Origin of the sequence: Rhizobium azibense (genome assembly GCF_004342325.1) — a bacterium.
GTDB classification, from domain to species: Bacteria; Pseudomonadota; Alphaproteobacteria; order Rhizobiales; family Rhizobiaceae; genus Rhizobium; species Rhizobium etli_B.
In genome coordinates this window covers 1-26532 of record NZ_SMBJ01000001.1, presented here as the reverse complement: position 1 = coordinate 26532, position 26532 = coordinate 1, and the positions used below count along the sequence as shown (strand labels likewise).

Sequence of the window (26532 nt, the reverse complement as noted above, 5' to 3'; positions counted from 1 at the left end):
TGCGACAACTCAAGCGCCCGGCACATCGACGTCACGTTCGCGCGCGACCTCGAGCTCAATCCGCCCGAGGAATGGTTGCGGGACATCGACCAGACGCTGTTTCCCGGCGGATATTTCAAGGAGTTCATCTTCCAGGACGTCGAAGACGCTCGTTCTCACGGACCCGATCATCAACATCGAATTCGACAAAATGGCCGAGCCTTGGGAACGGCTATAAGATTCAGCGGAATGGACCACCCCCGCGGGCCAGATATTCTTCGGCATGCGGCTGCCGCTGTTACTGCAGCGCGAAAGGCGACTGCAATGTTCGCGAAAATCCACTCCTGGCGTCCGGATTGCATTTTACTGAGCCATGGCCGGTGTTTCGAGTCCCATGGCGACGACGTCATCAGGCGAATATTCGGCCCGCCGCCATCCTGAAGTGGAGATCAGGCGAAGCCTATCAGCGCCGCCGACCGGGACGACCACCACGATCCACGGAGGGGAGGCCACGCCATGAGAAGCAAAGCAGGTCAGCGCAAGCGCAAACTCGTGCGGACCAAAGATCGCGCTGGTTCAGACGGGCTGGTAGAGCGCGGCTCCGAGTACACCCACCACCGTGGCGTTGGCACCGCGCATCACGCGACCGAAAGTTCCTTATCTCTTGGGTAATAGGGTTGGGCGAAGAGCATGGCGGAGCAGCGACCGCGTGGTACGCATGCAGTCTTAGCGCCAGGCTTTTTCACTGCGTTGTTCGTAATGGGCGAAGGCCGTTTTCAAACCCTCGAGAACTTCCGCGGCTGTCTCGAACATGGCTTTGAACTGTGGCTCGTCGACTTTCTCAACGTCCTCCCGCAGATGGCCGATCATCTCGTCGAGGCGGGTTTTCATCTTTTGCGTATGATGAAGTGGGTTGCGGTCGTCTTCACTGACCATTGGAACACTCCTCATTTTATTTGCCGACAGATCCGCCAGTTGCGACGGCGCGAGACCGGGTACAACGTCGGAGCCTGTCGTGGGGTTCCCGGACACTCGAAAGCGAGGCCATCACGTTTCCTGCGAAAGGTTTGCTAGCTGCCGCGAGGTCACTTTTTCGAAAAGGCGAACGCCCTGGCGGAGAAGGTGAAGAAACGTCAGTGGCGCCTCTCGGCTTCAGAGCACCACGCCGAGGGACGGCAGCGGGTGGAATCTTGCTGTCTGAGCCGACCATCGGATGGGGCTTCCGACGCCCCACTTGGCCGGTCCACGGAAACTCGATCCCATAGCGGCCCGCGAGTTCCGCCACTTCGGTTACCTGGTCAGGAATGCGCAACTCGCGTGCGGCCCCTCAACGAAGAATTCCTCCAGCCCTCCGGGTGTCAGGATCGTAAGGTTGCGCCCTAGCCCGGCGCTGCAAAATCGCCAACGCATCAGGACACGGCCCCCAGCGAGCAAACGGCACGCTCGTGCCGCCCGGCAAAGTTGGGAGCGAGGTGTCGCCCGAGCAGGCCTACGAGGCCGCGAGGCTATCGACGCCGGCGATCCTTGGGAGTCTTCAGCGGGCTTTGGGTGATCTGGACCGCATCGCTGGCTGGCTTTCCATTGCAGAACATGTCGCCGTCGCACCAGGCTTTAACCGGACGACGCAGGTAATCAACGGCTGCTCGGACCTTCTGCTGAGCACGACATTCATGCGACCACCTGAGGGTTCCACCGCTTGACAACTCTGGGCCAAGCGAGGAAAACATCGCGCATGGGGCTGCGATCACCCCACGAGGCGACAGCCGAAGCATCGCGTCCATTCAACCGCTAGACGGAGGACGCGTTATGCCGTCACTTCTTGAAATTTCCCCCGAAAAGCTTGCCTCACAACTGGCCCTCGCCGAAGAAAGGGGTCTAAGATGACCGAGATAGTCAGAAAGGCCGCCGCTGACACAGTGCGGCGGCAGCAATACGCTCATGGCATTCCTTTTGGTGAAGCATTGCGAGTGTGGCTGAGGATCGCGGCCTTAAGCTTCGGCGGACCCGCCGGCCAGATCGCAGTCATGCATCGCATTCTCGTCGATGAAAAGCGCTGGATCGGCGAGCACCGGTTCCTGCACGCGCTCAACTACTGCATGCTGCTGCCCGGTCCGGAAGCACAGCAGCTTGCCGTCTACATTGGCTGGCTCATGCACAGGACAGCCGGCGGCCTCGTCGCCGGCACGCTGTTCGTGCTGCCCGGCTTCCTTGCTATCCTGGGCTTAAGCTACATCTACGCCGCCTTCGGCAATGTCAGCGTCATCGAAGGGCTGTTCTTCGGCCTCAAGGCGGCGGTGCTTGCCGTCGTCGTCCAGGCAGTGTTCCGGATCGGCGGCAGGGCGCTGAAGAACTGGCTGATGATCGCCATCGCTGCGGCAGCCTTCATTGCGATCTTCTTCTTTCAGGTTTCCTTCCCGCTGATCATCCTGGCGGCGGGTATTGTCGGTTATATCGGCGGCCGCTTCGGTTCCCCGCTCTTCCGGATCGGTGGCGGCCACAAAGCGGGCAGCGGCCCAATTCTCAAGGACGAGGACTCTGTCCTTGGCGAGGAGGTGCCGGTCCATGCTCGCCCGAATCTCGCCTGGTCCCTTCGGGTATCGGCGGTGTTCCTTTCGCTGTGGTTGGTGCCACTGGCGCTCCTCGTCGTCTTCCTCGGACCGGACAGCGTCTTCACCCAGATCGGACTGTTCTTCAGCAAGATGGCGGTCGTGACCTTCGGCGGAGCCTATGCCGTGCTCGCTTATGTCGCGCAGGAAGCGGTCCAGCATTATGGCTGGCTGAGACCTGGTGAGATGCTCGATGGCCTCGGCATGGCGGAGACGACGCCGGGTCCGCTGATCATGGTGGTCCAGTTCGTCGGCTTCATGGGAGCCTATCGCGATCCGGGTTCGCTGAACCCGATGATGGCGGCGACGCTCGCGGCAATCCTGACGACTTGGGTGACCTTTGTTCCCTGCTTCCTCTGGATCTTCCTCGGCGCGCCTTTCATTGAACGGCTGCGAGGCAATATCGCCTTGACGGGTGCGATGTCGGCGATCACCGCCGCCGTCGTCGGGGTGATCCTCAACCTTGCCGTCTGGTTCGGCCTGCACACGCTGTTTGCGGAGGTGGTGGCCTGGGACATCGGACGGTTCTCGCTCGAAGTGCCTGTCCTGAGCTCGCTGGTTCTGCCGTCGCTCGTGCTGACCCTGGCAGCAGGGGTTGCAATCTTCCGGTTCCGCGCGTCAGTCATCGCGACGCTGCTGGCCTGCGCCGTCGCCGGTATGATCTGGACGCTCATGATCTCGTAAACGCTAGTGAAAGGAACACAGGAGCGCGCGGGGCGAAAGGAAACAGTGAGATTAGTTCGAAGCACCCACCCTGCGACATATCTTTTCGGAGCGCGCGCCTTGCGTGACTTCGGCGACGGCTTCGTCGCTATCCTGTTGCCGGTCTATCTGCTCGCTCTCGGATTTTCTCCGCTGCAGGTCGGCATCATTGCGACGGCATCGCTCTTTGGCTCTGCGCTCTTGACGATTGCGATCGGCTTCCTCGGAGCGCGCTACGACCTTCGCTGGATGCTCCTGGCCGCCGCGAGTCTGACGACCGCCACGGGCGTCGCGATGTCCCTGGCGCACGATTACTTGCTGCTGCTGGTAATTGCATTTGCCGGCACGATCAATCCGTCGGCCGGCAGCGTGAGTGTCTTCATTCCGCTGGAGCACGCGGCGCTCACCCGCGAAGTGACCGATGCGGAGCGGACGGGGGTGTTTGCCCGTTACAGCCTCATCGGGGCACTCGCCAGCGCCGCCGGCGCGCTCGCGGCCGCCCTGCCGGATTTCTCAACCGTCATCGGGCTCGAACGACTGACCGCCATCAAGCTGATGTTCGTGCTCTATTCGCTCGTGGGCATTGCCGGCGGCCTTCTTTATGCCCGCCTACCGAAGCGAATGGTCAGTCACGAATCCGCCAAAGCCGCGCTCGGACCCTCGCGCGCCATCGTTCTGAAGCTCGCAGCTCTGTTCAGCCTCGACGCCTTCGCAGGCGGCTTCGTCGTTCAGTCGCTGCTGGCCTTGTGGCTGTTCGAGCGTTTCGATCTGTCGCTCTCCGAGGCTGGGGTATTCTTCTTCTGGACGGGCGTGCTATCGGCGTTCTCGTTTCCTGTGGCCGCATGGCTGTCGCGGCGCATCGGGCTGATCAACACCATGGTGTTCACCCATATCCCGTCAAGCATTGCCCTGCTGTTGGCGGCGTTCGCGCCCACCTTGCCCATGGCGCTAGCCCTGCTGTTGGTCCGGGCGGCGCTCTCGCAGATGGATGTGCCGACGCGCTCTTCCTATGTGATGGCGGTTGTGACGGAGGCGGAGCGGGCCGCGGCCGCGAGCTTCACATCCGCGCCGCGCAGTCTGGCCGCAGCGGCCAGTCCCGCCCTTGCAGGTGCTCTCTTTGCTGCAACCTATCGATCTTCGCCCCTCGTCATCTGTGCCGTGCTGAAGATTGTTTACGACCTTCTATTGTTGCTGCAGTTTCGCCAACTCAAACCGCCTGAGGAACGGTAACCGTTCATAATCAGTATGCTTTGACGCGGGAATAGCGTTGGTGAAGTGCCAAAGGCTACAGACGCCACCTGCCGAAAGCAGGGCTGGAAGTTCGACATCATGTTGGCATCCTTTTTCCTGTCGCGGAACAGCATCCCGCCATCGAATTTCTTAGCGGTCGATGACGACGGCATCCGCGTCAATGCAGTCGCACCCGGCACGATCGACACCGAACTCCTTCGAACGAGCCGAGGGATTGCGCAAGCATCCGAGGGCTTCCGCCAAAGGACGAGAGCGTAGGCAAAATGCCGATCACGGATCCGGCTGCTGAAACAACCCAGCCACGCTGCTCGTCACGTCGGTGCTGGAAGGTCCAGGCACGGAGAGCGGCACCGGCGCCGGACGGCCTCGAATAGGCCGTCAGTAGTGGATATCAGGACTTAATAGCCAAGGGGACCGGCGAGCTTCGCCGGCCCCCCTTTATTGTTTCGTGGACGGGAGCGGATCCGGGCTCAGGCCAACTGGAAATCAGCGAGCATGCTGTAGGACGGCCCTGTTGGCGAAGAGGCCGCGGCGGAGGATGACTCGGTCCGAGTGCGGGCGGGCGATGACCTGGTCGAGGCTCCAGGCAATTTTGAGGGACACGTTGACGAAGTCCTAGCGAGTGCGCTAACGTTAGCAAAAATGGAGATCGAGATGAAGATTGTGCGCTACCGGGCGGCGGGCGGAATTTACTACGGGGTCGAAAGTGAGGGCAGGATCGAACGGATCGCCGGCGATCCGTTTTCAACTATCGAGCGGACGGGAAAAGTGGACCACCTTTCCGATGTCCGTCTGCTGTGCCCGGTCGAGCGGCCCCGGATATTTGGGGTCGCCTACAATTACCGGCAGCACACCGACGAGTCCGGAAAAGAGCAGCCGACGCTTCCGGTGCTGTTCATGAAGCCAAGCACGGCAGCGAGCGGCAACGGCGATGCCATTGAATATCCGAGTGATGGCGAGATCGTCCATTATGAGGCCGAACTGGTCGCCATCATCGGCAGGGGCGGACGCCATATCAGCAAGAAAGACGCCTTGCAGCACGTCCTCGGCTACACATGCGGCAATGATATCAGCGACCGCATCATACAGCGACAGGAAAGCAAGTTCGGCTGCCTGCTGGCCGGCAAGGGTTACGATACGTTCGCGCCGATGGGGCCGGGCATCATCACGGATCTCGATCCGACGAACCTTGACGTCATCCTTCGTCAGAACGGTTCTGTGAAACAGTCGGGGAACACGCAAGACCTCGTCTATCCGGTTGCCGACATCGTTGCTTACTTGAGTCGGTTCATGACGCTGCTGCCGGGCGATGTGATCATGACCGGTACGCCCGCGGGCGTTGGGCCGATCGTTCCCGGCGACGAACTCGAGGTGGAGATTCCAGGTATCGGTGTTTTGAAGAATCCGGTGGTCGCGGCGCCGCACTAGTGGGATTCTTGCCGGTTTCCGCTGCGGCATGAAAATTCTGATTGACCCCAGAATCTCCAGCGCTATTAATGCTAACGTTAGCACCTGTTGTGCAGGCTGGTTCCGCGTCCGGACAACCTCGAACAGGAGATTTGCGAAGACAACGCTGAGGGTGGACAAATGGCACGAGTAAAATACGTCTCGAATACCGAACTGGCCGAGACGCAACCCGCGCTCAACGAGCGCCTGCTGAAGGAGAGGAAGGTTCCGACCGGAGATATCTTCCTGGCGCTCGCCAACGCTCCCGCGATTCTTGACGACTTTCTCACTTACGCCAATGCGGTGCGGGCTGCTGACCTCAGCCCGAAGCTGCGGGAAATGGCGATCCTAACGGTCGGATACTGCACAAGATCCGAGTACGAGGTGAAGCATCATCATTCTCATGGGCTCAAGGCCGGCCTGACGGAGGAGCAGTTCCATGCAATTGCGGACTTTGAGACCTCGGATCTCTTTAATGAGCGGGAAAAGGCGGTGATGGCCTTCGCCAAGGAGTCCACGCTGAACGTCGATGTTTCCGATGAAGTGTGGAACGGGGTCGCAAAGTTCCTGTCGGAGAAGCAGCTTGTCGAGCTCTCGGTTAATGTCGCCTGGTACAATTCCGGTGTTCGCCTCATGGGCGCGCTGAAGATCGAACTTGAGGAGGGATACCGCTGAGCAGGCAGGCGGCGCACAAGCTGCGCTGCCTCGGCTTGCCGCATAGTTTGGCGGCGCTCATCAAGATGTCCAGAGCCTTCAGCGTCCGGCCTTGATACGGGATGGATCGCCGCCGATCGAAGAGAGGTGCGTGTCGCGGGACGGGCGCCTCTCTCTGATCCCGCTTGCTGCGGAAGATCTACCGCTGCCCGCGTTTCATGGAGCGCCCGTGCTGCCGCGGATAACCAGTTGGGGCGGAGAAATGAAGCTGTAGGGCTTGCTGAGATCACCCTTGTTCTGAAGGTGGTGAAGGAACCAAAGCCCGCAGGCGGTTGCCAACTCCGAAACGGGTAATTGGACCGTCGTCAGTCCCGGGCCCCACCACCGATACCCAAGCTCATCACCAAATCCGACGACCGAAATCTCTCGGGGAACGCTCAAGGCCTTTTCCTGGATTTCGTCAATGACTCCGGAGGTGTTTTGAACTGCGCCGATCACAAGCGCCGTCGGTCGATCCTTTAGGGAAAGAAGGCGACGCACTGCCTCCCGTCCGAATTCAGGCGAGGAGGGCGCGCCAAGCTCTTCATGGACAGTGATCGCTTGACCGGAGCTTTTTACTGCATCCCGGAAACCCTGGACGCGAGCCGCCCCGGTGGGTAATTCTTCGGTGCCGCCGATATAAGCGATCCGCTTGTGACCTGCATTGATGATGTGTTCAGTGCTCTCGTAAAGCGCCCGTCTGTCATCAATCCCAAACCATTGGTCGCCGAGCAGCGGTGCCCTTCGCAGCAACTGGATGTGAGGGGTCATCTTCAGGATTCGAGCGGAATCGGGATGTGGTTTTGCGCTTGGAACCAGAATAATCCCGGCGACGTTGACGCTCGTTAGTTCCTTGATGTGGCGAAGCTCGTGCATTCTGTCGTCATCGGTTTCGCACAGGGTCAGCTGGTAGTTCGCCGATAGAAGGCACTGCGAGAGAGCGTGGGCAATCGTCGAATAAAAGCTGTTCCGGATATCTGGAACGATCAGCCCGACGAGATTACTCTGCACCCCGCGCATCATGCGAGCAGCACGATTGGCAACGTACCCCGCGTGAGCCGCGGCTTCGTTCACCTTTCGCTTCATCTCGGCGCTGATGCGGCGATCGTCGGCAAGAGCACGGCCCACGGTCGAGGGGGAAACTTGAAGTGTCGCCGCTATGTCTTTAATTGTTACCATTGTGCTTGGCTCGGAATGATCATTTTGGCCAACGATAGCATTGACGCCGCAGTTGTCAAACCTCTCATATCGTTTAAGTAGAAATCATTTCGTTTTTCGCCCTGACGCAGGGGCACGGCGACTGTTTGGCATGTAAACTAAAAACCTTTCATATACTTAATCTTGTCGAGCGGGATCGACACGCCGATGGTGCTGCGCTCGTGGAACCGCTTGGGAATCAATTAACCTCTTCAAAGCCGTTGACATGAGGGCTGCGCTGTGGAACGAATGTTTGTGCAAACGTTAGCGCAATCGGGAGGAGGCATAACGTATGGATCTTCTGGTGTTCCTGGCGTCGATCATCATGTCCGCAGAGGGGCGTAGATTGTGATGACGGTCGCTCTTTTCCTGCAATCTGCTGTTGGCGGCGTCTTGTTGGGCGGGATCTATGGCCTGCTGGCGATGGGTCTCAGCCTGAGCTGGGGCCTGTTGAAGCTTGTGAACCTCAGCCACTTCGCGCTGGCATTCCTTGGCGCCTACCTGACCTACCAGTTCGGGACCGTCTATGGTCTTCCGGCATATTTGAGCGCTCTTCTGATTGCCCCGCTGTTCTTCGCGCTCGGCATTGCCCTGCACAGCGTGTTCGTGCGCTTCAAGGTGAAGGAATTCGCCTCTCTCCTGGTGACGTTCGGCGTCACGATCTTAATCGAGTCGCTGATCCAATGGATCTGGTCTGCCGACTTCCTTCGCTACGAAACGCCCTATGCGCAGACCACCCTCCGGCTCGGACCAATCTTCGTGCCGGTACTGGATCTTTCCGCGTTCGTCTGCGCCGGCGTGCTTGCCGGAGCGGCCTGGTACGCGTTGAACAAGACCATGCTCGGCAAGGCACTGCGTGCCGCCGCCCATGATGCCCCCGTGGCGTCGGCTTTCGGAATCAATTCCACCCGCGTGTCATACATTCTGGCCGGCCTTTGCTCGGCGACAGCAGGGATCGCGGGTGTTTTCATTGCCCTGATCGGAACTTTGGCTCCATCTCAAATCGAGGCCTGGATCGGGGTCGTATTTGCCGTCGCCATCATTGGAGGATTGGGCAGCCCCATCGGCGCGCTGGGTGCCGGAATGCTGATCGGCGTCGCCGAGAGCCTTACCATGTCCGTCGTGAACCCCGCTTGGGCGCCGCTCGTGGCATTCAGCGTGCTCATCGTCATCCTCCTGCGCAAACCGGTGATATGACCATGAAAAAGCTCCTAATCACAGCGCCTGTCGTGGCGATCCTGGCCTCGCTGCCTTACCTGGGAATGGCGGATTACTACCTTTCCTACCTGTACATCATCTTCTTCTGGGTCGTACTGGCAACGAGCTGGGGCATCCTGAGCGGTTACACGGGCTACTGGAGTTTTGGTCACGCCGCATTTTTCGGGATCGGGGTCTACACAACGGCCACGCTGGCGACGCAGCTGTCGTGGCCCTTCGTCGCGACGATACCTGCAGCGGCACTGCTTGCGGCCGCGGTCGCCGTTCTGATTGGCTTGGTTGTCTTTCGCTCGGGAGCTCTGCGCGGCGAGTTCTTCGCGCTGCTGACGCTGTCGGTGACGTTTGTCGTCGCGGCCATTGTGTCGAACACGGCGCTGGACTCGGGCACAGGTGTATTTCTCTCGGGCATCGAAATCCCGATGATCGGTGCAACGGCGTCCGGCTCCCTCTACATGTTCGGGCTTATCGCGGCTCTTGCTGCGCTGGCCACCTCATACTTCATCTTTCACAGCAAATTCGGTCAAGGCTTGCTCGCAATCCACGACGACGAAGACGTCGCAGAGGTGAAAGGTGTTCCGACGTTCCGCTATAAGCTGATCTCGTTTGCGGTCTCGTCAGCGCTTGCCGGCGCAATGGGCGCGATCCACGCCGTATATGTAGGCTACGTCACCGTTGGCGAGACGTTTGCGGTGACCGTTCCACTCTATGTCGTGCTCATGAGCATTCTTGGCGGAGCCCGTCATTGGGCAGGACCTGCGATCGGCGCGGTCATCATCACCGTGATGCAGAGCGCTATCGTCAGCGGCGCTCATGCAGAATTCGGCCGTGCGGGCGTAGCTCTTGCACTGATCGTCGTCATCCTGGTGCTGCCGTCCGGCATCGTTCCCAGTCTCATTCGCAGGTTTGCCGACAGGCGCCGCACAACTGGCGCACCGGCGGGGCTTGCTCAGGCCGTTACTCAGTTCGCGCCTTCAGCTGCGGCAGGCTCCGGTCCGGTGCTTCTCAAATGCGACGATGTCACAAAGTCCTTTGGGGGTATCCGCGCCTTGACCGGCGTGACCCTGGATGTCTGGCGAGGTGAAATCCTGGCTCTGGTTGGGCCAAATGGCTCCGGCAAGTCCACGCTGATCAACATGATCAGCGGCCACTACGCCATGACCTCCGGTAAGATCACACTGGAAGGCGAGGAGATTTCCGGTCGATCGCCGCATCTGATCGCGCAGCAGGGCGTGGCGCGCACCTACCAGATCCCGCGCCTGTTCGACAATCTGACGGTCCTCGAAAACGTTCGGCTCTGCGCGAGATTCGGCAGCGCAGACGGCATGGTCGGGGCTGCGGTCGATGCAGTCATCAGCGAGGCGCTCGCCTTCACCGGCCTGGCCGACAAGGCCGACGTACTTCCGGAGGCCTTGAACCTGCATGACCGGAAGTTTGTCGAATTCGCAAGAGCGCTGGCCGCAAAACCACGTCTGCTCCTGCTCGATGAGGTGCTTTGCGGCCTGAATCCGGCCGAGGTCGACCACGCGGTCGAAATGATCAAGCGGATCAAGGCCGGCGGTACAACGATCATCTTCGTCGAACACCTCATGCGTGCGGTTGTCGCGCTGGCGGACCGGGTCGCGGTGCTGGATCAGGGCAAGGTTCTGGCGCTTGGGCATCCAGGCGAAACGATGCGAGATCCGGCAGTGGTCAGGGTATATCTGGGAGGCAGTCATGCTGCTTGAGGTCGATAAGATCGAGGTCGGCTACGGAGACGCGATCGCTCTGTGGGACCTGTCTATCAGTGTAAGGCCAGGCGATATCGTTTCGGTCGTCGGCCCCAACGGAGCGGGAAAGAGCACGTTGGTAAACGCCATCGCCGGCATTCTTCGGCCGCACAAAGGAAAGATCGTTATCGAAGGCAACGACGTTTCCAAAGTGCCCAGCCACCGGGTCTGCGATTACGGCATAGCGGTGGTCCCGGAAGGGCGGCGTCTCTTCACGGCGATGACTGTCCTGGACAACCTGTTGCTCGGTGCATACCGCCCGCTCGCTCGTGCGGAGCGCGATTCCACGCTCGCTGAGGTGTTTCAGCTTTTCCCTGTTCTGAAAGAGCGCCAAGATTCGTTGGCGGGCTCCTTGTCGGGTGGGCAGCAGCAAATGGTTGCGATCGGCCGTGGCCTGATGGCCAAGCCGCGCGTGCTGCTCATGGACGAACCGTCGCTCGGGCTGTCGCCTTTGATCGTCGGGGAAATGTTCAAAATCATCCAGATGATCAATGAGCGGGGCGTAGCCGTGCTGCTCGTCGAGCAGAATGTGAACAAGGCGCTCGAAATTGCCCATCAGGCCTACGTGATCGAGCAAGGCCGCGTGACGGCCTGCGGAGCGCCTGAGGCTCTCATCAACGATCCAAGCATCAGGGAGGCGTATCTTGGCATCTGAAAATTCGAGCGGGAGAGTTCCCGTGCATGTTCGACGCGTCGTGACGGAGCACGCCAGTCAAGGTGTAGCCAGGTTCGCCGAGGACGGCGCCGTTCCGCGCACCGACATATTCAGGACGGTCCCTGGATTGGTGTCGCGGATGGTCTGGGCGACTTCGGCCTCCACGGCCGTTCCATTCAACGGAACCGATCCAACTTACTCGGTGACGAGCTTCGTTCCCGGGCCGGGCGAAACGCGTTTCCTAGTGCTAACGTTCCCACCAGATGCCGTTTATATGTCTCCCAGTTTCGATGGTCCGGCAGCTATGGCGGAAAACCTTGCAGTCAGCCCGGGCCTTGCCGAACGCTTCGAGCCGGATGGCAAACATCAAACGCCCACCGTCGACTATGGCATCGTTCTCGACGGCGAGATCTGGATGGAGCTCGACAATGGCAATGAGACCCGCTTGGTCCAGTTCGACACTTTCGTGCAGAACGGCACGCGCCACGCCTGGCGAAACAAGAGCGACAGACCGGCAACCATCGCCGTGGTGCTGGTTGGCGCACGGACCCCCGATACGACGGATTATGATGACGGCCTGTGAGCCTCGATGATCCAAATCTCAATCTGACCTTGTGGACCAACCGAACATGACCAACACCGAAATACGAAAAGTGCAGGGCCGTCGCGTCTGGGATTCCCGTGGCAGGCCCACCGTTGAGGTAGAGATCGAGCTGACCTCTGGCGTGACCGGCCGGGCGATCGCGCCGGCGGGAGCATCAACCGGCACCGGCGAAGCTCTCGATCTTCGTGACGGCGGGAGCGCCCTTGCCGGCTTGGGGATCAACAAGGCCCTCGCTGCCGTCAACGGCGAGATCGCCAAATTGCTGGTTGGCCGCGATGCCAGGGATCAAGCCGGGCTGGACGGCGCCATCATCGAGCTGGATGGCACCCCGAACCGGAGCAGACTGGGTGGAAATGCATCGGTGGCAACGTCGATGGCGCTGCTTCACGCGGCAGCGGCTGCGGCCGATCAACCGATCTGGCGGTATCTCGCGGGCTCCGGCAAAGCGATTACCATGCCACTGCCGGAGATCCAGATTTTCGGAGGCGGAGCGCATGCAGCGCGCCGGGTAGACGTCCAGGATTTCATGATCATGTGCCCTGCCGCTTCGACTTTCTCGGAAGCTTTGGAATGGACTGCCGAGGTCTACCGCGCGGCGGGCGACATCATGAAGCGTGCCGGCAAGCTCCAGGGCGTGGCGGACGAGGGAGGTTACTGGCCGGCCTTCACCAGCAATGAAGAGGCTCTCGATGCCCTGGTGCGTTCGATTGAGGCCGCCGGTCTGAAGCCGGGCAGCGAAGTCGCGATATCGCTCGACATTGCGGCTTCCGAGTTCGGCCGACAGGGCAGGTATTCGCTGGCACTGGAAGATCGGCAGCTCGACACGGCCAAGATGATCGACATGCTCGGCGGCTGGTTGAAGGCCTATCCGATCGTCTCTATCGAGGATCCGCTCGCCGAGGATGACCCGGACGGATTCAAGGAATTCACAGCCCGCTACGGCTCCCGATGCCAGATCATCGGCGACGACTTCTTCGTGACGAACGCGGCGCGGGTAACCGAAGCGATCAAGGATAAGAGCGCCAATGCAGTTCTGATCAAGCCGAACCAGGCCGGCACGATTACCGAGACCTTCGAGGCGCTCTCCGTTGCCAAGAAGGCGGGCTTTCGGACGATCGTTTCGGCGAGATCCGGCGAGACGGAAGATGTAACGATCGCGCATCTCGCTGTCGGCTGGAATGCCAAGCAACTCAAGGTCGGATCGTTCTCCCGCTCCGAGAGGATGGCCAAGTGGAACGAGGTTCTCCGGATCGAGGAGGCGCTTGGAAAAGAGGCTTCGTTCGCTGGATGGTCGGCGCTAGACCTGGTTGAAAGGCCAGCCGCGGTTGCCGCTGTAGGCTAGGATTTGCATGGGTGGGTTGCGAGTCTCGCTCAAAATCAGGCGTTGACAAAACACCCGGCGGTTTTATGCTAACGTTAGCAAAAATAAACGAGGATGACATGCTTCCGGCTGTTAATTTGAAACCTCCCTTCAACATCACGCGCTTCAGCCACGTGGTGCTTGAAGTCAACGATGTGGGATGCAGTCGAGATTTCTATGTCAATGTCGGCGGCCTGGTCGAAACAGAATTCGCCGACGGTGTCTCCTACCTTCGCGGACTATCCGAGGCCTGTCACCACAGTCTCGTGCTCGCGCCGGCAGGCGACAAGCCGGCGTGCAGGCGGATCGGTTACCGGGTGTTTCTGGAGGAAGATCTCGACACGGCCAAGATCTTCTTCGAGGAGAAGGGCCTTCCGGCGGAATGGATCGACGTTCGAAACCAAGGACGGACCCTGCTCGTCAGCGATCCGTCGGGCGCTCGCATCGAGCTTTGCTCCAGTATGAGCGTCCATCCCCGCATGTTTCTGCAGGTGCATGAACATCGTGGCGCCCGAGCCCAGGGCCTCGACCATTGCCAGATCATGGTTGCCGATCCGGTGGGTCTGAGCGCGTTCTATGGCGAACTCGGTTTCCGGACTTCGGAATATATAGCGGCGGGCGACACTCTCATTGCGAACTTCATGTATCGCAAAGGTGTCTGCCTCGATCTGGCCTTGGTGCCCGGCATCGGCCCACAGCTGCACCATTTTGCCTATACGGTTTCCGAAAGCAGCGACATCATCGCCGTGTGCGACTTTGCCAGCCGTTATGGATATGGAGACAGCGTTGAGCGCGGGCCCGGCCGCCATGGGCCTTCGGGAGTCCTGTTCGTCTACCTGCGCGATCCCGATGGGCACCGGGTGGAGTTCTTCAACAACCACTACACCACGATAGATGCGGAATTGGAGCCCATTCGCTGGGACGCAGCATCCCTTAGCACCAATGTCCATTGGGGGATGCCAGCCGTCTCGAAGTGGTTCTTCGAGGCCAGCGAATTTACGGGAGTACCGCTGGAGCGCCCCGAGAAAATGCCGAATCCGATGACGCTGGAACGCTACGCAGAAGGGCTCGCGAAGAGCTGAGACCTGCCGGCGGGCAGGAGACTGACGCGCCGCGAGATCCGTGAGCGCGATGACATGCCTAAAGCATTTGGGAGGATGAGATGAGTGCGAATTCCATTAAACTGAATAGACGTGCATTTCTCGGGTCTGCAGCCGCCGCGGCAGCTTTCGGCTCGATGCCGAGGGTTTTCGCCCAGGAGGGGCCGATGCGCGTCGGCGGAACGCTGCCGTTGACAGGTCCGCTTGCCGGCGTCGGCGCAATCCATAAGCTCGCGGCAGAGGTGTTCGTCGAGCAGATCAACGCCAAAGGCGGTATACTCGGGCGAAAGGTGGAGTTCGTCCTTCTCGACGACCAATCGCTTCCCGCCAATGCGCGAACCCTTTACGAGCGCCTGGTGACGGCTGATAAGGTCGATCTCCTGATGGGACCCTATGGCACGTCCTCGATTATTGCGGCAATGGGCGTTGCCGCTCGGTTCAAGAAGATGCTCGTCCAGAGCAGCCTTGGCGACCCCAGCCTCGCACCGTATCCGCTGCAGTTCCCGACACTTCCGATCGGGGCCGAGCCGCAGTTGACAAATACCGAGGTCGTTCTCGACGCCTATGCGAGCCTGCCAACTCCTCCCAAGACGATCGCCTTCGTCACCAGCAAATTCCCGTCGGCCCTGACGATCGCCAAGGGTGGCCAGCAGGTCGCCGAGAAGCGTGGCATCAACAGCGTGCTGGACCTGGAATACGAATTCGGTACGAAGGACTTCGGCGCAATCGCGAACCGCATCAAAGCGGCTGATCCGGATCTGCTGTGGTCCGGTGCGATCGGCATGGAGGCCGTGCAGCTTCTCGATGCGATGAGCCGGATCGATTACCAGCCAAGGAACCAGTTCTACCTGTTCCCGGCACCTGGCCCAACGGCGGCTCACCCGAAGGCGAATGGCTTGACCTCGCTGACTTGGTTCGAAGAGCACGAGCCGTTCCTCAAATATCATGGCGCCCAGGAGTTCGTCAGCGCTTATGACAGTAAGGCGAAGGCGGCAGGCTTCCCCTATCCGCGCACCGAGTATCAGGCCGCCGTCGAATATGCTGCATGGCAAATTCTTGCAGCGGCAGTTGAGGGGGCGGGGAAGCTGGACGATGCAGCGATGGCTGCGTGGTTGCGCGCAAATGCCGTCGAGACGGTCGTTGGACCAAGAACTTTCGACGGCAAATTCAATGCCGGCAAGCCTTCGACAAAGCTCAAGCAAGTTCAAGGAAAGGATTGGGTGACTGTCTGGCCTGTGGAGTTCCGACCGGCTGGGAAGGAGTTCCTGGCCCTCTGACGAATGCCGTTCGGCACTGCCGCGCACCGGTCTTAAACTGAAAAAATCCATTCGGTCGGGCGCGGTTCGACCGACGTCCCTATGGAGGAGTTAATGGTTAAAACTATGATTGCCGCGAGGCTGCATGCTCTGCATCAGCCGATGTCGCTGGATGAGATTCCGGTTCCCACGCCCCGGCCCAACGACGTCCTGGTGCAGGTCAGGGCTTGCGGTATCGTGCCCAACATGGCCAACGTCATCAATAACTGGCCAACCTGGTTTCCCCACCAGCCGCTGCCGAAGTTTCCGGCAGTGTTCGGCTTAGATCCGGCCGGGGTCGTCGCCGAAGTGGGCGAGGCGGTTACCAATGTCAAAGTTGGCGATCGTGTCTATGTCAGCCCTCTCAGATCCTGTGGTTCCTGCAAGGCGTGCCGGTCAGGCAACCGCAGCCAATGCCGTTACTACACCTTGAACGGGTACTTCAGCACCAGCCGCGATGGTCAAAGAATCTTCGATCTTTATCCTTACGGCGGTTTCAGCCAATACATGACTGCTCCGGAATACGCACTCGTCTGCCTGCCTGACAATCTCAGCTTCGAACAGGCCGGCCGCTTCGGCTACCTCGGTACATCATACGGCGCGCTGAAGAATGCACAGGCCGGCCCCGGCCAGGTTTGCCTCATCGACGGGATTACCGGCACGCTTGGCGTCGCGGCCACCAAACTCGCTCTTGCAATGGGCCTCTCCAAAATTCTGGGCACCGGCAGAAACAAGGAGTTGATGGACCGTATAAAGGCCATGGCTCCCGACCGCATCGACACGATTATGCTCGGCGAAGGCTCGACTGGAGAATGGGCGAAGGTCCAAACCGGCGGCGAGGGAGTGGATTTCGTTATCAGCGCACTGGGCGCGAGAGCCCCCGCTGCGACCGTGGTCGACTCCATGCGCGGCGTTCGTCGAGGCGGCCGGGTGGTTGTCGTTGGCGGCGTCGCGGAAGACGTTCCGGTCGACGTGAAGTGGCTGATGGATGAGCAGGTTCAGCTCATCGGCTCCAACTGGTTCAGCGCTGCCCAGGGGCAGGAAATGGCCGACATGGTCCGCACCGGCGCGCTCGACCTCTCGTATCTCGAGCACAAGATCTATCCGCTCGAGCGGGTGAATGAAGCCATCTCCGGCATCGGCGAACGCGATGGCGGCTTCAGCAACTACGTGGTCGTTCCTCCGGTGCCTGCCGCCTATCAATAACAATCACCGGCGCCGGCTGCGGCCGGCGCCTCCCCACGCGAGAAGAGAGAACATGTCCAAGAAAGATATCGCGGTCCTGGTCGGAAGCCTTCGTCAGGCTTCGATCAACCTGAAGCTTGCCCGTGCAATGCAGAAAGTGGCGCCCGATGGGCTGAACCTGGAAATCGTACCAATCGGCGATCTTCCGCTCTATAACCAGGACCTGGAGACCGAGACGCCGCCGGCGGAATGGACTTCCTTCCGCGAGCGAATCAGGGCATGCGATGGCGCAATCTTCGTGACGCCGGAATACAATAGATCCGTACCCGCGGCGTTGAAGAATGCGATCGAAGTCGGGTCTCGGCCGTTCGGGAAAAGCGTGTGGGATCACAAGCCTGGTGCGGTGACCGGAGCTTCGCCCGGTCTCATTGGCGGCGCCGCAGCAGCGCTTCAGCTCAGGGTTATCCTGACCAACATCAACGTGCCGACCATGCCCCAGCCTGAGGTTTACCTCGGCACGGCCGACAAATTGGTGGGCGACCACGGGATATTCCTCAACGAAGGAACCCAAAAGTTCATCGAGAGCTTCCTGGCTGCGTTCGAAAGCTGGGTCGCCCGGTTCTGAGCCGAAGCAGATGCAAGACTTTATCAGCCGTCGCGAACAACACCGCGATGGCTTTCCTTTTTTCATTCAAAGCGCGTCGCGCAAAGGCGCAGCGGCTTTGTGCCAAATCTGAAAGAATGCGGGCGTTCTGGCGAGAGGCGTCGGGCTCACCGACCATCTCACAGGACCGAGCGGTCAGCGGCGCAGCGGCAAAGAAGAATGCGCTGCCCGACAAGCAAGCAAGCGTTATGGAAACCAGGCCTGCGCCACCGCAGCCAGCTTTTGCGGAGGCGACGCGATCAATGGAATAGCGGCTTTGCGGACCGCTTCGCGCTGACAGTCGTCGGTTATGTATTCGACCGGCGATTTGCCGTCGACCCGGGCGAGGAAGAGGGCGGGCAACAGGCTCGCGGCCCGAGTCTCGAGAGCGTCCCGATCCTCCCAGTCAACCTGATCCATGTAGGCTGCCGTCAAGGCCGCGAATGACGATGCGAGCTCGGATGCCGCCATTTCGGCAACGATCTTCTTCAGCAACAGATGGTTCAGGCAGAAGGCCAGGTCGAAAGCCGGATCGCCGAACCAGGCGCACTCGGCATCCAGGAACACGGGACCGTTCCTGCCCAACAGGATGTTCTTCGGGCTGACATCGCCGTGGACCAGCGCCAGCTTTGTTTCGGCCGTTCGCTGAACCAGATCGGCGAGGCGATCGCTGACGAATGGATGTTTGGCGGCAGTCGCCACGAGGTAGGGCTCTAGCCGAAGAGCATAGAAATTCGGTCCGGAGTCGAATTTTTCCGGCAACCCCGATGTGCGGGCACTGATGGAATGGATCTGTCCAATTCGCTGGCCCGTTACCTCTGCCGCCTTTCGGTCGACGCTGCCGTGGAGCAGGCTGGTTTTCCAGAGCGAATACTCGTCGCTCGCAAGAAACTCCATTGCGAAAATACCAGACGGCGCGTCGTGCGCGAGAGGCTTCGGAACGGCAGACGGGAAATGCTTCGCCACGAAGGAAATCCAGTTCCATTCGTATACATTTCTCGACACCGGTGCTTGCCAATCGGCAGATACTTTAAGCCTGGGAAGTGCACGTTTCACGCAGATAAGCCGGCCGGGAAGCTCCACGCAATAGATATCTGAAGAAACACCACCCGTCAGGGGCTTGTAGATCGCTTCCTCCGAAGCGCTCTTCAGGCCGCTCTTCAGCAGGAAATCGTCGAAAATCGTCGTCTCGGCTACAGACATGAATCCAGTGTCCTTGCGGCATTAGCGGCGGGGGCTGTTGCGGAGTTGTTCAGGCATCTTTCCGGAGAGAACCCTGACGACCTCCTCCGCTGCCCGGCGACGCAGTTCGATCAGGGAAGCATCCGAGGAGAAGGCGACATGCGGCGTGATCATCGCCCCGGGGTGAGCGATGAGCTCCGCCGGAACGTGTGGTTCATCCTCGAGCACGTCCAGACCGACACCGCTCAGAATGCCGCAGGCCAAGCCCTCGATCACGGCGCCAGTATCCACGACGCCGCCCCGGCTGACGTTGATCAGCAGGCTTCCACGACGCATCTTCGAGATGGCGTCCTTGTTGATCAGATGACGCGTCGCAGGCGAAAGCGGCGCATGGACAATGACGATATCGCTCTTGGCCAGAAGCGCATCGAAGTCGGTAAGCTCCACATCGGCAGGGACATTCGAGGCATAGGGATCGTGTGCCGCCACGCGGCACCCGAGCGCCAGCATTTTTGCTGCCGTCGCGCGGCCGATGCGACCGAAGCCGATGATGCCGCAGGTCAGTTCCGAAAGCCTGCGAAGATTTGCCGAAGCGGGATCCCAGCGGCCATCGCGAACTTCGCGATCGAAGTGGATCAGGCCGCGGGCCCAGGCAATTGCAAAACCGACGGCGTGGTCGGACACTTCTGCGACGCAATAGTCGGGAACGTTCGTGACCCATATCCCCCGCTCCGTTGCCGCATCGACTGCAATATTGTCCAGGCCTACTCCTAGCCGAGCGACGATCTTGAGATTGGGAGATGCAGCGATCGCCCTCTCGCTGACCTGAGCCCAGCAGGTGAGGATCGCGTCCGGCCGATGTTCTGCAGCCAAAGCGTCGATTTCGGCAGAGGAAGACGGCTCGGCAGGGCCGCTGACGAGCATGAATCCGGCTCGCTCGATCACCTCCCGCTCCACCTTGTCATCCGGCCAGGCGTAGTCCGTCAACAGCACGGTCCGTGTCATGATATCCTCCCGGTTTGTGCAAACGTTAGCGCAATATTTCCGCCAAGGTCAAGGAAAATAGGCTTGCGCATCCGCATCGGCGGCGCGCTACCCGCTGTTTCTCAGCCCGGCGGCAATGCCGTTGATGGTCAGATGCAGCGCCTCCTCCGTGTCCTGACCTCGTTCTCCGGCGCGGTGGCGGCGAAGAAGGTCAATCTGCATGTGGTTCAGCGGATCAAGGCACGGATAGCGACGATGGATCGATTGCCTCAGCGCAGGATTATTCTCCAGGAGCGAGACCTGATCCGTTATGTCGAATAGCGCAGCCGTTGTCGCTTCCCATTCGTCTTTTATGCGTGCAAAGATTTTCTCATGAGCGGATGCGTCAGGGGCGAGATCCACGTATCGCTGCGCGATCGCCATGTTGGTTTTGGCCAGCACCATCTCCATGTTCGCGATCAGCGTCTGGAAGAAAGGCCAGCCCCGATGCATCCTTTGAAGAGTCTGCAACCCGTCGGGGTGTCTGGCCAACCACTGTCTGACGGCCGAGCCAAATCCAAACCAGCCCGGCAACATGATGCGGCTCTGAGACCAGCCGAACACCCAGGGTATCGCACGGAGGTCTACGATGCGACGAGACGAGCTGCGTGAGGCGGGGCGGCTGCCAATGTTCAGTTTTGCGATTTCGCCAATGATCGTGGTTTCCCAGAAAAACCGTTCAAATCCCTCGGTCTCGTAAACCAAGCAGCGATAGACACCAAACGCCAGGTCGGACAGCTCCTCCATGGCGCCGAGATAGCCGGGATCCGGCTCTTGTGGGTCGCAAGGCAGCAAGGACGCTTCCAGCGTCGCGGCGATAAGCAGTTCGAGATTGCGGCGGCCGAGTGCCGGAGTGGAATATTTCGCGGCAATGACTTCACCTTGCTCCGTCAGACGGATCGATCCGGCAACCGCGCCGGGGGGCAGGGCGGTGATGGCCTCATAGCTCGGACCACCACCGCGGCCCACGGAGCCGCCGCGGCCGTGAAACAAGCCGAGGCGAATGCCTTCACGCTCAAAAAGCCGAATGAAGGCCATCTCTGCCTTATAGAGCTCCCATCCCGACGTTAGATAACCGCCATCCTTGTTGCTGTCGGAATAGCCGAGCATGATTTCCTGTTTGCCGCCGAGTGCGCCCAGGTAGGTCCGATAGGATTCGATGGCCAAGATTGTCTGCATCACGTCATGTGAGCTTCGAAGATCCGAGATCGTCTCGAAAAGCGGTATGATGTTGACCGCCGAGGCTTCGGGCTCATCGGGCCGGAACAGTCCCGCCTCCCGGAACAGGACCATGACCTCCAGAAGGTCGGAAGGACTTCCGGCCTTCGAGATGATGTAATTCGGGATGCTGGCGCGGCCATAGTGCTTATGGGCTTCGGCGGCTTCACGCAGAACGGAAAGCTCCGACATCGTCTCGGCCGAATAGGTCTTGAGTGGTGTAAATAGCAGCTGGGACGACCGAAGTTCCTCGGTGAGCAGGCGGATCTTGTCGCTCTCGGCGAGCGCCTCATAGCCTGTAGCGGGGCGCACGTTTTCGAAAAGCTCATGAACAACCCGCTGATGAACCTCCGAATTTTGTCTCAAATCGAGGCTGACAAGATGAAAGCCGAAGACGTCTATGGCGCGTTGGAGGCTGCGCAGTTTTCCGGCCGCGATCTTTTCTGAGCCATTGGCTATCAGCGATTTGCTGATTGTCGCCAGGTCTTCGGTGAATTCGGCAGGGTACCTGTAGGAGGGGGCGGCTGCTACAGGCTCGCGAACCAATTTCGTGCTGCCGAATTTTCGGGCCGTGGCCGCCAGGCGAGCGTAGATGCCCGAGATAGCCAGGCGATATGGCTCGTGCCGGCGCTGCTTTGATCCATCGGGAGAGTCAGTCGCGAGACGCTGAAGGTCCCGCGAGACCTTCACATACCGATCATCCAATGAAAGTTCGGCGCCAAGGCTGTGCAGTTGGCCGAGATAGAACGAGAAGACTCTCTCGCTTTGCAGCCGGAGCGCCTCCCTCAGAGTCTTGCCGTTGACATAGGGGTTGCCATCCCGGTCGCCGCCGATCCAGGAACCCATGCGCAGGAATGGCGGCAGCGCGTCTTGAGCAAAGCTCCAGTGTGATTCTCGAAGTTGATTTTCAAGATTCTCATAAACTTCCGGGATAACTTGAAAAATGGTGCTGTCGTAATAGGACAGGCCGTTGAGGATTTCATCCACGACCTCCAGTCGCCGCCCTCGCAAGCTATTTGTCTGCCAAAGCGTCGTCGTCGCTCTTTCCAAATCCTCCCGATATCGATCCACCTCCTGCCCAGTCAGTCCGGCCTGGTCGAGTCGGCTCAAGCATCGTGCAAGCTCCTGCTCGATGTCGATAACGCTCTTGCGCCGAACCTCGGTCGGATGCGCCGTGAAAACAGGCGAGACGACCGCTTCAAACAACAGCTTGCGGATATCTTCCGTCTTTACTCCGGCGGCAGCCAGAACGGAAAGCGATCTGGCAATTGTCCCCGGCTTGCCAGGTTCGCCGTCGACGAAGCTGAAGCGCTGCACTCTGGCTTGATGGGCGTCTTCTGCGATGTTTACGAGCTGGGAAAACTGACTGAATGCGCGGATGACGCGCTTCAGGGTGCGGGGAGGCATGTCTGCGCAGAAGGGGGCGAGCTGGTCGCTCAGGTGCGGACTGGCCTTTCTGTGGCCGGTCATCGAAAGAGTGCGGACCTGTTCCACAATCTCGCGGACCTTCCTGCCGTCGCTTGCTTCAATGGCTTCGCACAACAGGCGGCCGAGGAGCCGAACGTCATTCACCAGGGCTCTGGCCGCAAGGCGTCTTGCCTGCATGCCTGCTTTCCTCAATTGAAGATGCAAAACCGCATTCCCTATGCTAACGTTAGCACAAGCTTGCAGGATTTGACTGAAGAGTCAAGAACGCTTGCATCGAACATGAGCGAAGGGTCGAATGGGCCCTGCACCGGCTGCTATTGCAGCCGAGTTCCTCCATCAGCCGGCAGCGATTGCTGGTAACGTGCGATCTCTTCGAGAAGCCATGCTCGAAACGCCACGACGGGACGTAAATTCTTCCTGCTGAGCGGCGCGACCGCATAATAGGCGCTGGGGCTTTTGACCTGATGCGGAAGGGCTTGAACGAGCTGGCCATTCGCAAGCTCGGAGTCGATGAGGAAAAGCGGCATCAACGCGAGCCCCAGCCCGGCAATGCAGGCTTGGGCAACATTGCTGAACTGCTCGAACCGCATCGCCTGCGATGGGGTGCCGCTGATCTCGAGGCTCTCGAAAAAATGGCTCCAGGCGCCAGGACGGGATGCCATCTGCAGCAGCGGCAGGCGAAGCAGATCCTCAGCCTCCAAGATGGGATGCGAAATCAGAAAAGACGGGGACGCGACCGGCGCTACCATCTCCTCCATCAGAAATGTGCTTTCCACACCCGGCCAGTCAGGCTGGCCGATATGGATTGCCATGTCGATGTCGTCGCGGTCGAAATCGAATATCCCTATGCGCGTCGCGAAGTTCAACGTGATCTGCGGGTGTCTGGCGACAAATCGCGGAATGCGTGGCATCAGCCAGCGGGTTCCGAATGTTGGCAAGATGGCAAGATTGAGTTGATCGTTATGCTGTTTGGTCATGACCTGCAATGAAGCGGAACGAATTTCCGCCAGAGCGCTGGCAATGGCTCGCGCATAATCGGTGCCGGCCTCTGTGAGGTTGACACCACGGCTCGTGCGCTCGAACAGCAAAACGCCCAGTTGTTGTTCAAGCGCGGCAATCTGCCGGCTGATAGCGCCCTGCGTCAGGGAAAGCTCCTCAGCTGCCGCAGAGAAGGTGCCTAGCCGCGCGACGGAATCGAAAGCCGCGAGAGCGGAGGTCGAGGGGAGGAGTCTTCGTGACAGGTTTGCCATCAGCTATTACTATAACTCATAGGCTGATGAGTAAACCTCGCTTTCTCAATGCCGGAAAAGCGGTTCTAATTCCATCAAATCGAACCGCCGAAAACCTCAACGGGAGGATGACGATCTTGGCCTTTTCTTGGAATGACCCCTTTCTGCTCGATGATCAGCTCACCGAAGATGAACGGATGATCCGCGAGTCCGCCGCGGCTTTCGCAAAATCCGAACTCCTGCCGCGCGTCCAGGAGGCCTATCTCGACGAAACGACCGACCCGGAGCTGTTCAGGTTAATGGGGCAGACCGGCCTTCTCGGTGTGACGCTGCCGGAAGAGTACGGAGCCGCGAACGCATCCTACGTCGCCTACGGCCTGATCGCTCGCGAGGTCGAGCGCATCGACTCCGGATATCGATCGATGATGAGCGTGCAGTCCTCGCTGGTCATTTACCCGATCTTCGCCTACGGCTCTGACGAGCAGAAGAAGAAGTATCTGCCGGGCCTCGTCACGGGTGAGCTGATCGGCTGTTTCGGCCTGACCGAGCCCGACGCGGGCTCCGATCCCGGCGGCATGAAAACCCGCGCCGAGAAAATTGAAGGCGGCTATCGATTGCGGGGCTCCAAGATGTGGATCTCGAACTCGCCGATTGCCGATGTTTTCGTCGTCTGGGCAAAGTCTGAGGCTCATAACAACGAAATACGCGGCTTCGTTCTCGAAAAGGGCATGAGGGGCCTTTCGGCGCCGAAGATCGGCGGTAAGCTTTCGCTGCGTGCCTCGATCACAGGCGAAATCGTAATGGATGGTGTCGAAGTCACCGAGGATGCGCTTCTGCCCGGCGTTTCCGGTCTGAAGGGGCCGTTCGGCTGCCTCAACCGTGCCCGCTACGGAATCTCCTGGGGCGTCATGGGAGCTGCCGAGGACTGCTGGTTCCGCGCCCGTCAATATGGTCTGGACCGCAAGCAGTTCGGCAAACCGCTTGCGGGGATGCAGCTTTATCAAAAGAAGCTCGCCGATATGATGACCGAGATCGCGCTTGGACTGCAGGGCTCGCTTCGCGTCGGCCGCCTGATGGATGAGCACAAGATGGCCCCGGAAATGATCTCGATCGTCAAACGCAACAACTGCGGAAAGGCGCTTGAAATAGCGCGGCAAGCCCGGGATATGCATGGCGGCAACGGCATTCAGATCGAATACCATGTCATGCGCCACGCGCAGAACTTGGAGACGGTCAACACATACGAGGGCACCCACGACGTCCATGCCCTGATCCTCGGGCGTGCGCAGACGGGCCTCCAGGCATTCTTCTAATTCCCCATCGTCTGTTCGGCGCAGATCGTCCTTCAACTTACGAATCACCGAGAGGCAGCATGCCTATTGCGAATGAGATTTCTACCGTCGCCGTCATTGGCGCCGGCCAGATGGGGACTGGCATCGCGGAAGTCGTGGCGAAACATGGGTATGAGGCCTTTGTTTACGATCTCGATAAAGCTCGAATCCGGGCGAGCATCGAAACGAGTGCCGGATATTTCAGGCGGCAGGTCGAAACCGGCAAAATGCAGGGCGAGGCGGCTGAGCAGGCGATCTCCCGAATAAAGGCAGCGTTCTCTCTCTCGGATCTGGCGAGCGCCGATCTGGTCGTCGAAGCGGTAAGCGAGAATGAAGGCATCAAAAGGAAAGTCTTTACCGACGTGTGCACGGTTCTGAAGCCCGATGCGATCCTGGCGACGAACACATCGTCGCTCTCCATAACGCGGCTCGCCGCGTCAACCGACCGACCCAATCGTTTTATAGGGATACACTTCATGAACCCAGTACCGGTTATGAAGCTGGTCGAGCTGGTCCGCGGCATCGGAACGGATCAAGAGACCTTCGCCACAGCCAGAAATTTCGCCGAATCCATCGGCAAGACCGTCTGCGTCTCCGAGGATTTTCCGGCTTTCATCGTAAATCGCGTTCTCATCCCTATGATCAACGAAGCGATCTACACACTATATGAGGGTGTTGGAAACGTGGAAGCCATAGACACCGGCATGAAGCTTGGCGCCAATCATCCGATGGGGCCGCTCGAACTGGCCGATTTCATCGGTTTGGACACATGCCTTTCGATCATGCAGGTCCTTCATGAGGGGCTGGCTGACAGCAAATACCGCCCATGCCCGCTGCTGGTCAAATATGTCGAAGCCGGCTGGCTCGGTCGCAAGGCACAACGCGGGTTCTACGACTACAGCTACGTTCCGGCTCGGCCAACTCGCTAATCCCATCGCATTCCAACATTGAGATTGTCAGGCATTTATCATGACGGAAGAACACGCAGGCGAGGCTCGCGAGAGCATGGAATTCGACGTTGTGATCGTCGGCGCGGGTCCGGCCGGTCTTTCGGCGGCCATCCGTCTGAAGCAGGTCAATCCGGAGCTTTCGGTCGTCGTGCTCGAAAAGGGTGCGGAAGTCGGCGCGCATATCCTGTCGGGCGCCGTCGTCGATCCGATCGGCATCGACCGCTTGCTTCCTGATTGGCGCGATGAGGCCGATCATCCGTTCAAGACCGAAGTGACCGACGATCATTTCCTGGTGCTCGGTCCGGCCGGTTCCGTCCGCCTGCCGAATGCCTTGATGCCGCCGTTGATGAACAACCACGGCAACTACATCGTCTCGCTTGGGCTTGTCTGTCGCTGGCTCGCCACGAAGGCCGAGGCACTCGGCGTCGAGATCTACCCGGGCTTTGCGGCAACCGAGGTGCTCTACAACGA

The 26532-nt window shown here is 59.7% G+C and carries 23 protein-coding genes and 1 pseudogene; 17 read left to right on the top strand and 7 right to left on the bottom strand.

The genetic code is table 11. The annotated features are described in order from the left end of the window. Window positions 1–9 precede the first annotated feature (9 nt). A complete protein-coding gene (locus EV130_RS32405; RefSeq protein WP_165918466.1) occupies window positions 10–321 on the bottom strand; it encodes a hypothetical protein in 312 nt (103 codons plus the stop codon). Window positions 322–705: 384 nt separating this feature from the next. Then, on the bottom strand, window positions 706–915 hold the full coding sequence (locus EV130_RS00120) for a hypothetical protein (RefSeq protein WP_132549915.1): 210 nt from the start codon (window positions 913–915) through the stop codon (window positions 706–708). A gap of 944 nt (window positions 916–1859) precedes the next feature. Here EV130_RS00120 and chrA point away from each other — a divergent pair. From chrA to EV130_RS00090, 5 genes and pseudogenes are all read left to right on the top strand, one after another. Beyond that, window positions 1860–3269: a chromate efflux transporter gene (gene chrA, locus EV130_RS00110; protein ID WP_132658854.1), complete on the top strand. Its 1410-nt coding sequence runs from the start codon at window positions 1860–1862 to the stop codon at window positions 3267–3269. A 45-nt stretch (window positions 3270–3314) separates the two neighbouring features. Further along, on the top strand, window positions 3315–4517 hold the full coding sequence (locus EV130_RS00105; RefSeq protein WP_074065344.1) for an MFS transporter: 1203 nt from the start codon (window positions 3315–3317) through the stop codon (window positions 4515–4517). A 153-nt stretch (window positions 4518–4670) separates the two neighbouring features. Next, a pseudogene (locus tag EV130_RS33940) lies at window positions 4671–4787 on the top strand (3-ketoacyl-ACP reductase); the annotation flags it as partial. 405 nt (window positions 4788–5192) lie between these two features. After that, window positions 5193–5966, top strand: coding sequence for a fumarylacetoacetate hydrolase family protein (locus EV130_RS00095; RefSeq protein WP_132549921.1), 774 nt, complete (start codon window positions 5193–5195; stop codon window positions 5964–5966). Window positions 5967–6125: 159 nt separating this feature from the next. After that, window positions 6126–6659: a carboxymuconolactone decarboxylase family protein gene (locus EV130_RS00090; RefSeq protein ID WP_132658852.1), complete on the top strand. Its 534-nt coding sequence runs from the start codon at window positions 6126–6128 to the stop codon at window positions 6657–6659. A gap of 195 nt (window positions 6660–6854) precedes the next feature. On the opposite strand, the gene EV130_RS00085 is transcribed toward EV130_RS00090, so the two are convergent. Further along, complete coding sequence (locus EV130_RS00085) at window positions 6855–7856, bottom strand: LacI family DNA-binding transcriptional regulator (protein ID WP_132549927.1); 1002 nt, start codon at window positions 7854–7856, stop codon at window positions 6855–6857. A 369-nt stretch (window positions 7857–8225) separates the two neighbouring features. On the opposite strand from EV130_RS00085, the gene EV130_RS00080 reads away from it, so the two are divergent. The 9 genes from EV130_RS00080 (at window position 8226) to EV130_RS00040 (ending at window position 17682) form a co-directional block, all read left to right on the top strand. After that, window positions 8226–9071: a branched-chain amino acid ABC transporter permease gene (locus EV130_RS00080; RefSeq protein ID WP_245519982.1), complete on the top strand. Its 846-nt coding sequence runs from the start codon at window positions 8226–8228 to the stop codon at window positions 9069–9071. 2 nt (window positions 9072–9073) lie between these two features. Beyond that, window positions 9074–10816 (top strand): branched-chain amino acid ABC transporter ATP-binding protein/permease, encoded by a 1743-nt coding sequence (locus EV130_RS00075; protein ID WP_207900837.1) that lies wholly within the window; start codon window positions 9074–9076, stop codon window positions 10814–10816. Beyond that, window positions 10806–11513 carry an ABC transporter ATP-binding protein gene (locus EV130_RS00070; RefSeq protein WP_132549935.1) on the top strand — a complete coding sequence of 236 codons (708 nt, stop codon included), beginning with the start codon at window positions 10806–10808 and terminating at the stop codon, window positions 11511–11513. Before EV130_RS00075 ends, EV130_RS00070 begins: the two co-directional genes overlap by 11 nt. Before the next feature lie 22 nt (window positions 11514–11535). Next, the gene (locus EV130_RS00065; protein WP_245519981.1) at window positions 11536–12096 is read left to right on the top strand and encodes a cupin domain-containing protein; all 561 of its coding nucleotides are present in this window, start codon (window positions 11536–11538) and stop codon (window positions 12094–12096) included. A 46-nt stretch (window positions 12097–12142) separates the two neighbouring features. After that, a complete protein-coding gene (gene eno / locus EV130_RS00060) occupies window positions 12143–13459 on the top strand; it encodes a phosphopyruvate hydratase (RefSeq protein ID WP_132549941.1) in 1317 nt (438 codons plus the stop codon). A gap of 98 nt (window positions 13460–13557) precedes the next feature. Continuing rightward, window positions 13558–14559 (top strand): VOC family protein, encoded by a 1002-nt coding sequence (locus EV130_RS00055; protein WP_132549944.1) that lies wholly within the window; start codon window positions 13558–13560, stop codon window positions 14557–14559. Window positions 14560–14639: 80 nt separating this feature from the next. Beyond that, window positions 14640–15854 (top strand): amino acid ABC transporter substrate-binding protein, encoded by a 1215-nt coding sequence (locus EV130_RS00050; RefSeq protein ID WP_207900836.1) that lies wholly within the window; start codon window positions 14640–14642, stop codon window positions 15852–15854. A 105-nt stretch (window positions 15855–15959) separates the two neighbouring features. Next, entirely contained in the window at window positions 15960–17078 is a 1119-nt protein-coding gene (locus EV130_RS00045; RefSeq protein WP_207900850.1) for an alcohol dehydrogenase catalytic domain-containing protein, read from the top strand. 52 nt (window positions 17079–17130) lie between these two features. Then, the gene (locus tag EV130_RS00040) at window positions 17131–17682 is read left to right on the top strand and encodes an NADPH-dependent FMN reductase (protein ID WP_132658844.1); all 552 of its coding nucleotides are present in this window, start codon (window positions 17131–17133) and stop codon (window positions 17680–17682) included. A 225-nt stretch (window positions 17683–17907) separates the two neighbouring features. Here the strand turns inward: EV130_RS00040 and EV130_RS00035 are convergent, their stop codons facing one another. The 4 genes from EV130_RS00035 to EV130_RS00020 all read right to left on the bottom strand — a co-directional run bounded on the left by EV130_RS00035 (window position 17908) and on the right by EV130_RS00020 (window position 23801). Beyond that, on the bottom strand, window positions 17908–18903 hold the full coding sequence (locus EV130_RS00035) for a phosphotransferase family protein (protein WP_132658842.1): 996 nt from the start codon (window positions 18901–18903) through the stop codon (window positions 17908–17910). 21 nt (window positions 18904–18924) lie between these two features. Continuing rightward, window positions 18925–19887, bottom strand: coding sequence for a C-terminal binding protein (locus EV130_RS00030; protein ID WP_132658840.1), 963 nt, complete (start codon window positions 19885–19887; stop codon window positions 18925–18927). A gap of 87 nt (window positions 19888–19974) precedes the next feature. Then, on the bottom strand, window positions 19975–22728 hold the full coding sequence (gene ppc, locus EV130_RS00025) for a phosphoenolpyruvate carboxylase (RefSeq protein WP_132658838.1): 2754 nt from the start codon (window positions 22726–22728) through the stop codon (window positions 19975–19977). Window positions 22729–22865: 137 nt separating this feature from the next. Then, entirely contained in the window at window positions 22866–23801 is a 936-nt protein-coding gene (locus EV130_RS00020) for a LysR family transcriptional regulator (RefSeq protein ID WP_132658836.1), read from the bottom strand. A 107-nt stretch (window positions 23802–23908) separates the two neighbouring features. On the opposite strand from EV130_RS00020, the gene EV130_RS00015 reads away from it, so the two are divergent. From EV130_RS00015 to EV130_RS00005, 3 genes are all read left to right on the top strand, one after another. Next, window positions 23909–25093 carry an acyl-CoA dehydrogenase gene (locus tag EV130_RS00015; protein WP_132549968.1) on the top strand — a complete coding sequence of 395 codons (1185 nt, stop codon included), beginning with the start codon at window positions 23909–23911 and terminating at the stop codon, window positions 25091–25093. Between the two features lie 59 nt (window positions 25094–25152). Further along, a complete protein-coding gene (locus EV130_RS00010; RefSeq protein ID WP_132658834.1) occupies window positions 25153–26040 on the top strand; it encodes a 3-hydroxybutyryl-CoA dehydrogenase in 888 nt (295 codons plus the stop codon). A gap of 40 nt (window positions 26041–26080) precedes the next feature. Continuing rightward, window positions 26081–26532: NAD(P)/FAD-dependent oxidoreductase (locus EV130_RS00005; protein ID WP_132658832.1), on the top strand; the 452-nt coding region annotated here is incomplete at its 3' end.